Genomic DNA, 14,226 nt, shown 5'->3' on the forward strand with positions numbered 1-14,226 from the left:
TCGATGTCGCAACTGCCGCAACCCCCACAGCTGACGGTGTGCCCCGCCTGCGACGAGCCCCTGGAGCCGGCCGATAATTTCTGCGGCCGCTGCGGCGCCGACCTCTCGGCGCTGCCCCCCGCGCGGGGCGGCGCGGGGCCCGTCGCGGCACGGCTGCGACCGGAGCCCGGAGGGCAGCGGGGAGACGACTACCGCCTCGCCGCGCCGGGCACGGCGGGCCGTACGGACCCCGCGGCCCGGCCGGCCGCCGAGCCGCGCCCCGGGCCGGCCGGGCCCGGCCGGGCACCCGGCCGGACGGCCGTCCCCGACCCGCGCGCCACCGACGCGCCGGCCGGGGTGCCGGCCCAGGCACACGGCGGCCCGGCGGCCGCCCCCAGCTCGGGTCCGGCGTGTCCCGGCACCGGCCGGACCTGCGGGGCCTGCCGGGCGGGGATGATCGACAAAGACGGGTACTGCGAACACTGCGGGCATGCACAGCCGCGCGAACGGGATCACATGGAGCACGAGTCGGCAGGCGTCGCGGCGGTCAGCGACCGGGGCCTGCGCCACCACCGGAACGAGGACGCGTACGCCGTGTCCACCACGGCCCAGGGCGACGGCGGCACGGCCGTCATCGCCGTCGTCAGCGACGGGGTGTCGTCCGCGACCCGCCCCGACGAGGCGTCCGCCGCGGCCGTCCTGGCCGCGCGGGAGACGCTGATGGCGGCCCTGCCGCTGGGCACGGCCCCGAAGGAGGCCACCCACGAGGCGATCCTGCGGGCCGCCGAGGCCGTGGGCGCCCTCGCCGCACCCGGCCACCGGCCGCGCGACCACGACCGGCACCGCCAGGAGAACGCTCCGGCCTGCACGATCGTGAGCGCCGTCGTCACCGGCGATCTGCTGACCGTCGGCTGGATCGGCGACAGCCGCGCGTACTGGGTGCCGGACGACCGCACCACCCAGCCCGCCCGGCTCACCGAGGACGACTCCTGGGCCGCCCAGATGGTCGCGGCGGGCCTGATGTCCGAGGCCGAGGCGTACGCCGACGAGCGCGCGCACGCCATCACCGGCTGGCTCGGCGCGGACGCGTACGAGATCGAGCCGCACACCGCCTCCTTCCACCCCGACCGGCCGGGCGTCGTCGTGGTGTGCACCGACGGACTGTGGAACTACGCCGAATCCGCCGAGCAGATGGCCGCGGTCGTGCCGCCGGACGCCCGCTCGCGGCCACTGGAGTGCGCACGCCATCTGCTGGGCCACGCCCTGGACGGAGGGGGCCACGACAACGTAACAGTGGCGATCCTGCCGTTCCCCACCCCGTCGGAAGGGGCAGGATCGGCCTGACGGCCGAAGAAGCGTCCACGGGGGGATCGCACGCCGGTGTCAGTTCGGGGCACCGGCGCGCCTGTCCGCCCGTTCATGTGTCCACGTGGAACGAAGGAGCGGATCCGATGGCGAATTTCTCCAAGCCGCGCGTGCCCCGGTTCTCCGCCGAGGTCTACCAGAACACGCATCTGCCCGAGGGCGGCCGTGAGGTCAACGCGATCGTCACGGTCACCGCCACCGGCGGCGGCACCACCGGAGAGACACCCGTCCCGGCCTTCGCCTCCCCCTCGCCCTCGGGGCCCTTCCCCGCGGCCGCCCCGGACGCGGCCGTCGTCATCATGGTCGACTCCTCCGGCTCGATGGAGTACCCGCCCGTCAAGATGCGCAACGCCCGGGACGCCACCGCCGCCGCCATCGACACCTTGCGCGACGGCGTCGCCTTCGCCGTCGTCTCCGGCACCCACCAGGCGAAGGAGATCTACCCCGGCGGCGGCCGGCTCGCGGTGGCGGACGACACCACCCGCGGCCAGGCCAAGGAGGCCCTGCGGAAGATCAGCGCGAACGGCGGTACCGCCATCGGCACCTGGCTGCGCCTCGCCGACAAGCTGCTCGCCTCCTCGGACGCGGCGATACGTCACGGCATCCTGCTCACCGACGGCCGCAACGAACACGAGGGCCCCAAGGAGCTGCTCGCGACGCTGGAGGCGTGCGCGGGCCGGTTCACCTGTGACGCCCGGGGCGTCGGGACGGACTGGGAGGTCAAGGAGGTCACCGGCATCGCGTCGGCGCTCCTGGGCACCGCCGACATCGTCGCCGATCCGGCCGGGCTGGCCGCGGACTTCACCGGAATGATGGAGTCCGCCATGGGCAAGGAGATCGCGGACGTCTCCCTGCGGCTGTGGACCCCGCTGGGCGCCGAGGTGCGCTTCGTCAAACAAGTGGCACCGACCGTGGAGGACTTGACCGGTCGCCGCACCGAGGCCGGGCCGCGCGCGGGCGACTACCCCACCGGCTCGTGGGGCGACGAGTCGCGGGACTACCACGTGTGTGTACGGGTGCCGAACGCCGAGGTGGGACAGGAGATGCTCGCCGCGCGGGTCTCGCTCGTCCTGCCCGCGCCGGACGGCTCGCCGCCGCAGGTGCTCGCGCAGGGGCTCGTGCGGGCGGTGTGGACGGACGATCTGGCGGCGTCGACCGCCATCAACGCGCAGGTCGCCCACTACACCGGCCAGGCCGAACTGGCCCAGGTCATCCAACAGGGCCTGGAACTGCGCGAATCGGGGGACCTCGACGGCGCCACGGCCAAACTGGGGCGGGCCGTGCAATTGGCCAGCCGTTCGGGCAACGACGACACCGCGAAACTGCTCGCGAAGGTAGTGGACGTCGTGGACGCGGCGGCGGGTACTGTGCGGCTGAAGGCGAAGGTCTCGGCGGAGGCGCGGATGACGCTGGAAACCCGCTCCACCAAAACGGTTCGCGTCAAGAAGTGAAGACCTGAACAGGGAAGAATGGGCGCGGCGGACGCATGGGGCGGCCGCGGCGGAGACCGTCGCCGAACGGCACACGAGGGGGAATGAACCGAGATGCCGACCTGCCCGAACGGCCATCAGTCGGCGGCCGAGGACTGGTGCGAGGTGTGCGGCCGCCGGATGTCGGGGGCTCCCGCACCCACGGGTGCCGTCCCCCCGCCCCCTCCCCCGCCGCCCGGACCGCCCCTGACCGGCGCGAGCGGCCCGCAGAGCGTGCCCGGCGGTGCTCCCGGCGCGGTCCCCGGGGGCGGTTCCGGGACCTACGGTTTCCCGGATCCCGGTGGGGACGCCACCATGCAGGCGGAGCTGTGCCCGCACTGCCGCACCCCCCGTGAGGCGCAGGCGCCGTTCTGCGAGGAGTGCCGCTACAACTTCCTGACGCAGGCGACGAACCCGTACGCGACCCCGCCGTCGCAGGCGCAGGGCTTCCAGTCGGCACCGCCGCCCCCGTCCCGGCAGACACCGCCGCCGCAGAGCTTCGAGTACCACGGTTCACGCCCGTCCCAGATCAACCGTCCCGCCGAGCCGCTCACGCCGCAGCCGCAGACGTTCGGCGAGGACGACTGGGTGCTGCCGCCGCCGAGCACCCCGTCGGCCCCGCAGTACGGATACGAGGGGCAGCCGCAGTCCCGGGCCGCCGTCGCGGAGGGGGCACCTCCGCCCGTGCCGTCGCAGGGGCCTCCGCTCGCGCCGCCCGCGAGCTGGGTCGCGGTCATCGGGCCGGACCGCGAGTACTTCCGGTCGATGATGAACCGCAGCGGCCCCGAGGCGTCCGGGCTGAACCTCCCCGCGTACTCCCCCGAGCTGCGTCTCCAGCTCAGCGGCCACCAGGTGACCATCGGCCGCCGTCGGCACAGCACGGGCGAGTCGCCCGACATCGATCTGTCCCGGCCGCCGGAGGACCCGGGCGTCTCGCATCAGCACGCCATGTTCGTCCAGCAGCCGGACGGCAGTTGGGCGGTCGTCGACCAGGACTCCACCAACGGCACGACGATCAACGGCTCCGAGGACTCCATCCAGCCCTATGTCCCGGTCCCCCTCCAGGACGGTGACCGGGTGCACGTCGGGGCGTGGACCACGATCACGGTCCACCGGGGCTGACATCCGGCCGCGGCCGGGGGGGGCGGACGGCGAGGGCGACGGCCGGACACGGTGACGCCGAAACGTTCCTGTGGCCCCTCTCCGCGGCTACTCGCGAGTACGGCCGGATGCGGCCGGGCGCGGCCGCACGGGGACCGCGTCCCGTTTGCCGGTGGTCCTACATCGCCGGTCCTCGGCCGGGCGGTCTGAGACCATGGGAGCGTGAACAAGATTCCACGCGGCACGCTTCAGGAGCAGACCTTTTACGAGCAGGTCGGCGGCGAGGAGACTTTCCGGCGCCTGGTCCACCGCTTCTACCAGGGCGTCGCGGAGGACCCGCTGCTGCGGCCGATGTACCCGGAGGAGGACCTCGGCCCGGCCGAGGAGCGCCTGGTGCTGTTCCTCATCCAGTACTGGGGCGGCCCCCGTACCTACAGCGACAACCGCGGCCACCCGCGACTGCGGATGCGGCACGCGCCCTTCGCCGTGGATCGGGCCGCGCACGACGCGTGGCTGCGGCACATGCGGGACGCGGTGGACGAACTGGAGCTCTCCCCCGCCCATACCGAGCAGCTGTGGAACTACCTGACCTACGCCGCCGCGTCGATGGTCAACACCGAGGGCTGAGCGGTCAACGCCGAAGGCTGAACGGTCGGCACCGAGGGCTGAGCGCGCCCGGCGGCACGCGCTGTCCCGCCTCAGGCCGGGGTGACGGTGAGGCCCGGGAGGCCGCCCGTGCGGACGGCTATCGAGCCGTAGGGGGTGCGCAGCCGCAGCCAGCCGCCCGCGGTGAAGAGGGCCAGCGGCTCGGGGGCGAGGACCGTCGCCACCGCCGCGCGGGGCGTGCCGGGCATGGTGTGCGCGGCTTCGGCGGCCCCGGACCGGGTGCGGGGCACGGCCGCGGTCCGCGGGGGGCGCAGGAATCCCAGCGACTGCGCGGCGTGGACCGCGCGCAGCGGCAACCGGGTGTCGCCGAGGGTGCGGGACCAGATCTCACGGCCGATGCGGTCACGCTCGGCACGGGTCCGGTGCTGCTCGGGGAGCGCCTCGTCGCGGGCGCGGAACTCCGCGACCGCGGCGGCGACCGCGTCCCGTACGGCCACCACGTCCGGGAGGCCCGCCACGCGCTGCCAGCCGCCGCGCGGCGGCAGCAGCCCGGCCCACGGCGGGCCGGTGACGGACTCGGGCACGGTGATCTCCGGGCCGTCGGCCCGGGCGGCGCGACCGGCCCCGGCCGCGTCGAGGGCGTCCGCGAGCTGCCCGGCCGACACGGTGACGTCCAGCGGGACGTCCTCCGTCAGCCGGGCGGTACGGATGGCGAGCACCTCGAACGACGGCGGCCGGCCGAAGACGCCGAGCACCCCGCCGCCCGCCTGCAGACGGACGGCGGCGGCACGGTCGTAGTGGATCAGCCGGGCCAGGAAGGCGGCCAGGTCGGCCGCCTCCCCGGCATCGGCGAAACGCAGCCGCTGACCGTACGGGGCCCGGTTCGCCGTCATACGGCGACGGCCTCCTTCGCGGGGGTGTCCCGCTGCCCGCCCGCATCGGCGGCCACCGGGCCGGCGTCGTCCCGGAACTCCTCCAGGAACATCCTCTCCTCGGCGGTGATCCGCCGCGGCCTGCCCCGGTCGAAGTCGAACGGGACGACGACGGTGGAGGCCCGGACGTACACCTGGTCGGCGTCCTTGACCTCGTAGGCAACGGTCAGGGACGCGGCACCCACCTTGGTCACCCACGTCTCGATGGTCACCGGCTCATGCCGGTGGACCAGGGGCCGCAGATAGTCGATCTCGTGCCGGGCCACGACGGACCCGCCCTGGAAGGACTCGCTGCCCTCCCCCGGCGCCAGCCGGAACATGAAGTCGATGCGCGCCTCTTCGAGATAGCGCACGAAGACCGCGTTGTTCACATGGCCGAACGCGTCCATGTCCGACCAGCGCAGGGGGCAGGAGTACAGGTGACGCGCCACGGTCAGCCCCGGGTCAGCTTCTTGTACGTGGCACGGTGCGGACGGGTCGCGTCCGCTCCGAGCCGCTCGACCTTGTTCTTCTCGTACGACTCGAAGTTGCCCTCGAACCAGTACCACTTGGAGTTGCCCTCGTAGGCGAGAATGTGCGTCGCGACCCGGTCGAGGAACCAGCGGTCGTGGGAGATGACCACGGCCGCACCGGGGAACTCCAGCAGCGCGTTCTCGAGCGAGGACAGAGTCTCGACGTCGAGGTCGTTCGTCGGCTCGTCGAGGAGCAGCAGGTTGCCGCCCACCTTGAGCGTGAGCGCCAGGTTCAGGCGGTTGCGCTCACCACCGGAGAGGACACCGGCGGGCTTCTGCTGGTCCGGGCCCTTGAAGCCGAAGGCGCTGACGTACGCGCGGGAGGGCATCTCGACCTGGCCGACGTTGATGTAGTCCAGCTCGTCGGAGACGACGGCCCACAGCGTCTTCTTGGGGTCGATGTTGGCGCGGCTCTGGTCGACGTACGAGATCTTGACGGTCTCGCCGATTTTGATCGAGCCGGAGTCCGGGGTCTCCAGGCCCTGGATCATCTTGAAGAGGGTCGTCTTGCCGGCGCCGTTCGGGCCGATGATGCCGACGATGCCGTTTCGCGGGAGCGAGAAGGAGAGGTCGTCGACGAGCAGCTTGTCGCCGAAGCTCTTGGAGAGGTTGTTGACCTCGACGACGACGGAGCCCAGACGCGGGCCCGGCGGGATCTGGATCTCCTCGAAGTCCAGCTTCCGCATCTTGTCGGCCTCGGCCGCCATCTCCTCATAGCGAGCGAGACGGGCCTTGGACTTGGTCTGGCGGCCCTTGGCATTGGAGCGGACCCACTCCAGCTCCTCCTTGAGCCGCTTGGCGCGCTTGGCGTCCTTCTGGCCCTCCACCTTCAGGCGGGTGGCCTTCTTCTCGAGGTACGTCGAGTAGTTGCCCTCGTAGGGAAGCGCCCGGCCGCGGTCGAGCTCCAGGATCCACTCGGCGACGTTGTTGAGGAAGTAGCGGTCGTGGGTGACGGCGACAACGGCGCCCGCGTACTTCGAGAGGTGCTGCTCCAGCCAGTTCACCGACTCGGCGTCGAGGTGGTTGGTGGGCTCGTCGAGGAGCAGCAGGTCGGGGGCCTCGAGCAGCAGCTTGCAGAGCGCGACACGGCGCTTCTCGCCACCGGAGAGGTTGACGACCGGCCAGTCGCCGGGCGGGCAGCCCAGCGCGTCCATGGCCTGCTCGAGCTGCGCGTCGAGGTCCCAGGCGTTGGCGTGGTCGAGCTCCTCCTGGAGCTTGCCCATCTCATCGAGCAGCGCGTCGGAGTAGTCGGTCGCCATCAGCTCGGCGATCTCGTTGAAGCGGTTGAGCTTCCCCTTGATCTCGGCGACACCGTCCTCGACGTTCTCCAGGACCGTCTTGGACTCGTCGAGCTTCGGCTCCTGCATCAGGATGCCGACGCTGTAGCCCGGCGAGAGGAACGCGTCGCCGTTGGAAGGCTGCTCCAGCCCGGCCATGATCTTGAGGACGGTGGACTTACCGGCGCCGTTGGGGCCGACCACACCGATCTTCGCACCGGGCAGGAAGCTCAGCGTCACGTCATCGAGGATGACCTTGTCGCCGTGCGCCTTGCGCGTCTTGCGCATGGTGTAGATGTACTCAGCCAAGAGAAACCGTCCGGCAATCGATGAGTGGGCAGATACAACCCATCTTGCCGCACCGGGCGCCCTGGGCGGAAACGGGTTGCGGGCGCGGTCCCGGCGCGGCGGGGCCCGCCGGGGCCGCGGAGCCGCTCACGCGCGGCTCTCCCCCGGGCCGTGGCCCCGGCTCCCGCCGGGCTCCCCGCCGCGCGTCACTGGCCCGCCGTCCTGTTCCTGCGGAGGAGGTAGACCGCGCCGCTGCCGACCACGATCAGGGCGATCGCCACGCCCGCGATCTTCGGGGTGGCGGTGCTCCCGCCGGTGCTCGCCAGATCACCGGAGGTGGTGCCGTTGCCGGTGGAGCCGTGGGAGCCGCCGGTGGAGCCGGCCGGGGTCCGGCTCGGGCGGGGGGAGGGGGCGGCGCCGCCCGGAGCGCCGTGGGTGTTGACCCGGGAGACCTGGGCGTTCTGCGCGGTCTCGCAGTCCATGATCCCGGCGAAGGTCTTGGCGAAGCCGTTCGGCCCCTTGATCGTGAACTTGTAGGCCTGGTCCTCGGCCACCTTCACGAGCGTGGTCTCGGAGCCGCCGGGCTTGACGGTGTGCTTCCTGCCCTCGAGCTCGAAGGTGAAAGCCTGGTCGCCTTTGTTGACCGCGGTGATCTCCATGCCGCCCTTGGCGCAGCTCTTCCTGGCCGACAGCGCCGGTATGGCGCCCTTCTCCGCCCAGTTCGCGGTGGCGGTGGCGGAGACGGTGCTCTCGCTCGAACCGGCCAGGATCTGCGTCTGGGTCTTGGTGTGGTCTCCGATGAAGGCGCGGCCGACCGGGACCTTGGTGGCGGCCGTGGCCTTGAGCGAGATGGTGCCGTCGGCCGCGCCGGAGGGCACGTCGAAGAAGAGCCGGCCGCCGTTGCCGGTGGTGGTGACCGGCTTCCCGGCCTTGTCCACGATCTTTACGCCCTTGCCCGCGGCGTCACCGGCGAGGGCCACGGAGACGCTGCCGGCGTTGGTGCGGACGGTGACGGGACCGAGCTTCTGCCCGGACTTCCCGGAGACGGCCGACGGGGAGAGCGTGAGGGACGCCTTGGGCTCCTCGACGTCCTCGGCGCTCTTGTGGAGGTAGTCGGCGAGCTTCTGGGCCGCCGGGTTCTTGGCGTCGACCTTGATGTGGTCCGAGTAGCGCCAGATCGCGACCTGGGTGCCGGCCGCGGCGGTGTTCGCGTCGAGGGGGCCGGACCCGGCGTCCTTGGCGAGCGCGGCGAGGTCGTTCACCTGGGGGTAGGAGTGCTGGAGGATCCAGCGGATCCTGCCCGCGTCCTTGTTGCCGTGCAGGGACGACTCGCTCCAGCCGGTCTCCTTGTACCTCGCGCCGTCCACCGTGTTGGTGCGGATGTCGACGCAGTACGTCTGCAGCGTGCCGCCGCCGTCGACCTTCATCTCGAACAGGCCGGCCTGGACGCTCCCGGCCTTGCGCGCGTCGCGCACGACGGCTTCGGAGCCGGCCGTGATCCGACCGAGCGAGGCACTGACGCCGCCCGCGTTCTGTGGCACCTCGTCCGCCGCGGCGGGGATCGCGGCGGCTATCGCGCCCGTCACCGCCAGGGTGGAGGCCAGGGCCACTGCGGTAAGGCGGGCAGCTCCGCGCCTCGTTACAGAAATCATCGATTTCCTTTCAGGCAAGCGTGGATCGACCCCGATCGGTGCGGCTCGCCGGCGAACTCAATACTCAGAAGCCCTCGTTGATACGAACGGGATCCTAAGGAGCGGCCGCGGCCCGATGCCCACCCATGCGTGCGCTCAACCGATCCGAATCGGAATCGTTACCGGGAAGGCGCATTCGTCCCGGCATTATCGATAAATCACCGGGACAAACCCCTCATTTCACAGGGCGGTCGCCGCCCCCGCGGGCTCCCGTCCGGGCTCCCGTGCGGACTCTCGCGCGGGTTCTCGCGTGGACTCCCGTGCGGCGAGCGGTTCACCGGCGTCGACCGGGCTCGCCACCCCGGTCATCCGCACAGGTTCGAGCGGCAGCGGCCGGGCGGGCGAGACCCGTCGGAACGCCGAGGTGCCGCGCGCGAGATCGTGCCCGATCGACGTGGCGTCAATGTCCGCCGAAAGCCACCGTTTCCCCTCGCGCTCCTGTTCCTGGATTCTCAACCGCCCCTGTACGACGAGGGGTTCACCGATGGTCACCGAGGCGACCACATTCGCGGCCAGAGCCCGCCATGCCCACACGGTGTAAAAGCTCGTGTACGCGTCCGCCCATTCCTCGCGCCCCCGGTCCCAACGGCGCACCGTGGCCGCAAGCCGGAACCGCGACACCGCCGCCCCGTTCGCCGATTCCCTGAAGTCCGGTTGCGTCGCGACGTTCCCCACGACCGTCACCAGCGTCTCGTTCATACCGACCGCCCCCAATGCCTTGCCTGCTCCGTCCTGACCGGTGACCTCATGCTGCCCCGAATCGGCGGAGCCCGCCGGGCCCTGTGGACGACCGATCGGTTGTGGAAAAAGCCGTCCCCCACAGGGGTGAGAGGTGGGGCGTCATGCCCCCATCCGCCTACGTCTGCGTCTCCCCCGCCACGATCACGAACTGCGTCCGCACCTCCCGGTAGCGCAGCAGCTCGGCCACCACCGGTTCCAGCACCCGCGCTCGCCCGCATCCCGCCGCCGCGCCCCGCAGCCTGCGTTCCGCCTCCGCCCCGTGACCGCGGGCCGGGCCGCGCGCCGCCAGCCGACAGGCCCACGCGAGGATCGGCCCGCCCACTCCGCCGGCGGTGATCAGCAACCCCGGGGCCCACCACTCCCCGCCGAACACTCCCGTGACCGCACCCATCAGCCACACCATGCCCGTGAGTTGCACGACCAGCAGCGCGACCTGCACGACCGCCACCACCGCCCACCACCTGGGCCGCGGTGGCCGCGCCGCCCCGGCCGCCGCCGAAGCCGCCTCGTCCAGCGCCTGGGCCACCCCCTCCGTCCCGCGCCCCGCCGCCTCGCGCACGGCCTGCGCCCAGGGTCCGGGCAGCCCGACGGAGGCCTCGTACGCGAGGGTCCGCACAGCCTGCTCGACGAGCGGCCGGGAGGCCGTGCGGCGGGACGAGGCGGGGATGCCGGGGGTGCCGGGGGTGCCGGAAGCACCGGCCGGGACGCCGCCGGGGCCGGCGTCCGAGACACCGCCCGAGCCACCGGTCACGGATGCTCCGGCTCCCCGGGAACCCGGCCAGAGCACGGCGCCCGGCACGAGATCCGCGGCGGATCCCGAAACAGGACTCGACCCGCGACCCGGACCATGACTCGCACCAGAGCTCGCACCACGACTCGCACCAGGATTCGAGCCGAGGATCGAAACGGAACGTGAAGCGGAACCTGACACAGAGTCAGCGGCCCGGCCGGAACCCGAGGCCGGGACAGCGGCCGAAGCGTCACTCCCCGCCCCGGCGGCGGCGCCTCGGCGGGCCGCGCCGGCCACCCTCGCCACGGCGTCGGCCCGCGCGGCGCGCGGCCCCCGTCCGCCACCGCTCCTCGCGCCGGCCAGGCCGGTCAGGCCGGGCACCCCGCTGTCCGCGCCCCGTCCGGCGCCGCCCTTGGCCGCCGCCCGCTTCCGCTCGTACCAGCGTCGCACCGGCGCCCACGCCGTCCCGCACGCGCGCTCCGCGTCCCGCAGCCAGGCCCGTTCCGCCGACAGCCCGGCCGCCTGGGCGCCCACGGCCTCCGCCAGCCGGTCCTCGAACTCCTGCCGCGCCCGTTCCGTGAGCCCCGGCCGTCCCTCGGCCATGTACGCCGGCCGCAGCCGCGCCGACGCGCCGTCCACATCGGCGGCCAGCCGCAGCTCCGCCGCGCTGCGCCGCGCAGTGAACTGTCCCAGCATCTGACGCAGTTCGCCGACACCCTCCCCCGTCAGGGCCGAGAGGGCGAGCACCACCGCCCCCGGCTCACCGTGCTCGCCGAGCGCGAGGCCGTCCTCGTCCAGCAGCCGCCGCAGATCGTCCAGCACCTGGTCGGCGGCGTCGCCCGACAGCCGGTCCACCTGGTTGAGCACCACGAAGGTGACCTCGGCGTAGCCCGCCAGCGGCCGCAGATAGCGCTCGTGCAGCACCGCGTCCGCGTACTTCTCCGGGTCCACCACCCAGATCACCGCGTCCACCAGCCCCAGCAACCGGTCCACCTGCTCCCGGTGGCCCGGCGCCGCCGAGTCGTGGTCGGGCAGGTCGAGCAGGACGAGCCCGCTCAGCCCCGGGTCGTACGGGCGGGACGGCAGCCGACGCGCCCTCGGGTGGATGCCCAGCCGGTCGAGCAGGCCGCCCGCGCGGTCCGTCCAGGTGCAGGCGACCGGTGCGGCGGTGGTCGGCCGGCGCACCCCGGCCTCCGAGAGCGGCGCCCGGGCGAGCGTGTTGAACAGCGTCGATTTGCCGCTGCCGGTCGCCCCGGCGAGCGCCACCACCGTCAGGTCGAGCGAGTGCCGCTGCCGCGCCTCGGCCTCCTCCAGCACCCGCCCGGCCTCGGCCAGCGTGCGCCGGTCCAGCCGCGCCCGCGACAGCCCGACCAGTTCCCGCAGCGCGTCCAGACGGGGCCGCAGGGCGTTGCCGGTCGGCGTCGCGACTCTGGGTGGGGGCGCGACCGGGGGCCGGGCCGGCGGGCGGTCGTGGTCCCGCGCGGGAGCGCCGTCGCGGCCGCCCCGCCGGGAGCGCTCCGGCTGCGCACGGCGTGCGATCAGCCCGTCGTCCCAGGTTTGGGGCGAGCGGTCGGGAAACTGTTGCTCCCCTCGCTCTTGGCGTCGTCCGGTGCGCCCGTCGGGTTCGTCGCGGCTGTCGGCGGAGTGCACGGCCGTCACCTTTCCTTCTGCAGTACGGACAGCGCGGCGATGAGCTCGACCTGGGGGTCGGGGGTCACGTCGAGGGCGTCTAGGGGGGCGGTCCGCCGGTCCCGCTCGGCGTCGAGCACCTGCTGCAGGCATTCGGCCAGCAACTGCCCGCCCCGGTCGCGCAGTCGTAGCGCGCCCTGCGCCCCGAGTGTCTCGGCGAGCGTCTCCCCGGCCGTACGGGCGCGCCGGCCGCCCAGCAGGCCCGCGGCGAGGAGGGCGGCGACCCGCTCGGCGTCGACCGACGCGCCGCGCTCCAGGGCCCGTACCTCCTCCTCCACGATCTCCTCCAGGCAGCGCCGCCAGCGGCGTGCGGCCACGCCGATCCGGCCGGCGGCACCGTCCGGGTCGCGCGGCGTGAGGGCGGCCGCGGCGGCGGGGTCGGCGCCGCAGGCCGTGGCGATGTCCTCGTCGGCGGCGTCGGCCGCGCAGCACAGAAGGGCGGTGAGGGAGCCGGTGAGGGCGGTGAGCAGTTCGTCCGGGGTGCTGTCGAGCGGCTGGCCGCGCCAGTGGGTGAGGGCGTCACCCGCGAGCGCCTCGCCGGCGGCGGTCTGCCGCCGTACGCGCTCGACGGCCCGCCCGTACGCGTCCTCCACCCGCTGGAGCAGTCGCACGGCCGCGGCGTGCTGCACGGCCGACGCCCCGGCGAGGCCGGGCAGCCGTGACTGGAGGGACGCGAGGACGCCGCGGACGGTGCGGGCGGTGGCGACGGTCCGGGCCGCCGGGTCCTGGGCCCGCTGGGCGAGCCAGGCGTGCAGTCCCGCGACGGCGGTGGCGGGCAGCAGCCCGTTGCCCCCGCCGGCGGACTCGGGGAGCTCCGGAATGGTGAAGCGGGGTACGTCCCCGAGCCCGGCGGCCTCCAGCAGCGCCGCGTACTGCCGGGACACCTCGGCGGACACCTGGTGCGGCACGCGGTCCAGCACGGTGACGAGCGTGACGTCGTACTCCTTGGCGGTCCGCAGCAGGTGCCAGGGCACCGCATCGGCGTACCGGGTGGCGGTGGTGACGAGTACCCAGATGTCGGCGGCGCAGATCAGCTCGGCGGCGAGTTCACGATTGCGGGTGACGAGGGAGTCGATGTCGGGCGCGTCGAGGAGGGCGAGACCGCGCGGCAGGGACCGGTCGGTCTCGATCCGCAGGGAGGCGGGTTCGTCGGCCCCGCCGTCGAGGTCGTCCCTCGCCTCCTGGAGCCCGGCCGGGCCGTCCCCCTCGAACACGCTGAACGCTTCCCGGACCATGGTGTCCTGGGCCGGCACCCACACCCGGCGCAGCTCCGGCAGGACCCGCGGCCCGGCGAACCAGTGGTGGTCGTCCGGGTGGCAGACGAGAACTGGCGTGCGGGTTGTCGGCCGCAGGACCCCGGCCTCAGTGACCCGACGGCCCACCAGGGAGTTGACCAGCGTGGACTTGCCGGCCCCGGTGGATCCCCCGACAACCGCGAGCAAGGGCGCTTCGGGAGCGCACAGGCGGGGCACGAGGTAGTCGTCGAGCTGCGCCAGGAGTTCGGCACGGTTTCGACGGGCGCGGGCCGCGCCGGGAAGGGGGAGCGGGAAGCGTGCGGCGTCGACACGGTCACGCAGTGCGGACAGCGCGTCGAGCAGTCGGGGCCGTACGTCCAAGGTCGCCACACGTGCAGAATGCCCAATTCTGTTGTGTTTTTGAAGCGTATAGCCCATGGCGCGCGAGGCGTGGCGAATGAGGCCCAGGCATAACGAGTACACAACACCCGGCGCGTGAGGCGTCAAAAGCGATGCAAAATTCGCACCTGCCTGCGATTATCAGGACCGCTTCACCGAACCTCCACATCGTGTCACGGAGGTGAAGCAACCGGGACGAGGTACGCGGAGCC

At 73.1% G+C, this 14,226-nt stretch carries 11 protein-coding genes; 4 read left to right on the forward strand and 7 right to left on the reverse strand.

Annotated elements, in window-relative coordinates:
- The first annotated feature begins 3 nt into the window (after positions 1 to 3).
- The 4 genes from ACZ53N_RS23875 (at position 4) to ACZ53N_RS23890 (ending at position 4,541) form a co-directional block, all read left to right on the forward strand.
- Positions 4 to 1,323 (forward strand): PP2C family protein-serine/threonine phosphatase, encoded by a 1,320-nt coding sequence (locus ACZ53N_RS23875; RefSeq protein ID WP_469142841.1) that lies wholly within the window; start codon positions 4 to 6, stop codon positions 1,321 to 1,323.
- A 107-nt stretch (positions 1,324 to 1,430) separates the two neighbouring features.
- Entirely contained in the window at positions 1,431 to 2,795 is a 1,365-nt protein-coding gene (locus tag ACZ53N_RS23880; RefSeq protein ID WP_469142842.1) for a vWA domain-containing protein, read from the forward strand.
- 93 nt (positions 2,796 to 2,888) lie between these two features.
- Positions 2,889 to 3,935: an FHA domain-containing protein gene (locus ACZ53N_RS23885; protein ID WP_469142843.1), complete on the forward strand. Its 1,047-nt coding sequence runs from the start codon at positions 2,889 to 2,891 to the stop codon at positions 3,933 to 3,935.
- Positions 3,936 to 4,136: 201 nt separating this feature from the next.
- Entirely contained in the window at positions 4,137 to 4,541 is a 405-nt protein-coding gene (locus ACZ53N_RS23890) for a globin (protein ID WP_362217961.1), read from the forward strand.
- A gap of 71 nt (positions 4,542 to 4,612) precedes the next feature.
- Here ACZ53N_RS23890 and ACZ53N_RS23895 read toward each other — a convergent pair whose 3' ends face one another.
- The 7 genes from ACZ53N_RS23895 to ACZ53N_RS23925 all read right to left on the reverse strand — a co-directional run bounded on the left by ACZ53N_RS23895 (position 4,613) and on the right by ACZ53N_RS23925 (position 13,996).
- On the reverse strand, positions 4,613 to 5,413 hold the full coding sequence (locus ACZ53N_RS23895; protein WP_469142844.1) for a DUF8010 domain-containing protein: 801 nt from the start codon (positions 5,411 to 5,413) through the stop codon (positions 4,613 to 4,615).
- On the reverse strand, positions 5,410 to 5,883 hold the full coding sequence (locus ACZ53N_RS23900) for an acyl-CoA thioesterase (RefSeq protein WP_469142845.1): 474 nt from the start codon (positions 5,881 to 5,883) through the stop codon (positions 5,410 to 5,412). The genes ACZ53N_RS23895 and ACZ53N_RS23900 overlap by 4 nt, the downstream gene beginning before the upstream one ends.
- 2 nt (positions 5,884 to 5,885) lie before the next feature.
- Entirely contained in the window at positions 5,886 to 7,550 is a 1,665-nt protein-coding gene (gene ettA / locus ACZ53N_RS23905; RefSeq protein WP_469142846.1) for an energy-dependent translational throttle protein EttA, read from the reverse strand.
- Between the two features lie 185 nt (positions 7,551 to 7,735).
- A complete protein-coding gene (locus ACZ53N_RS23910) occupies positions 7,736 to 9,181 on the reverse strand; it encodes a Cys-Gln thioester bond-forming surface protein (RefSeq protein WP_469142847.1) in 1,446 nt (481 codons plus the stop codon).
- 219 nt (positions 9,182 to 9,400) lie between these two features.
- Complete coding sequence (locus tag ACZ53N_RS23915; protein ID WP_469142848.1) at positions 9,401 to 9,919, reverse strand: single-stranded DNA-binding protein; 519 nt, start codon at positions 9,917 to 9,919, stop codon at positions 9,401 to 9,403.
- A gap of 157 nt (positions 9,920 to 10,076) precedes the next feature.
- Positions 10,077 to 12,341 (reverse strand): GTPase, encoded by a 2,265-nt coding sequence (locus ACZ53N_RS23920; RefSeq protein WP_469142849.1) that lies wholly within the window; start codon positions 12,339 to 12,341, stop codon positions 10,077 to 10,079.
- Between the two features lie 5 nt (positions 12,342 to 12,346).
- Positions 12,347 to 13,996: a dynamin family protein gene (locus ACZ53N_RS23925; protein WP_469142873.1), complete on the reverse strand. Its 1,650-nt coding sequence runs from the start codon at positions 13,994 to 13,996 to the stop codon at positions 12,347 to 12,349.
- Positions 13,997 to 14,226 lie beyond the last annotated feature (230 nt).

This window comes from Streptomyces sp. NPDC033229 (genome assembly GCF_055576875.1).

Bases quoted from the DNA above. Each gene is read 5' to 3' on its own strand.
- ACZ53N_RS23880 (WP_469142842.1), top strand. From the start codon at position 1,431: ATGGCGAATTTCTCCAAGCCGCGCGTGCCCCGGTTCTCCGCCGAGGTC.
- ACZ53N_RS23885 (WP_469142843.1), top strand. From the start codon at position 2,889: ATGCCGACCTGCCCGAACGGCCATCAGTCGGCGGCCGAGGACTGGTGC.
- ACZ53N_RS23895 (WP_469142844.1), bottom strand. From the start codon at position 5,413: ATGACGGCGAACCGGGCCCCGTACGGTCAGCGGCTGCGTTTCGCCGAT.
- ACZ53N_RS23915 (WP_469142848.1), bottom strand. From the start codon at position 9,919: ATGAACGAGACGCTGGTGACGGTCGTGGGGAACGTCGCGACGCAACCG.
- ACZ53N_RS23910 (WP_469142847.1), bottom strand. From the start codon at position 9,181: ATGATTTCTGTAACGAGGCGCGGAGCTGCCCGCCTTACCGCAGTGGCC.
- ACZ53N_RS23875 (WP_469142841.1), top strand. From the start codon at position 4: ATGTCGCAACTGCCGCAACCCCCACAGCTGACGGTGTGCCCCGCCTGC.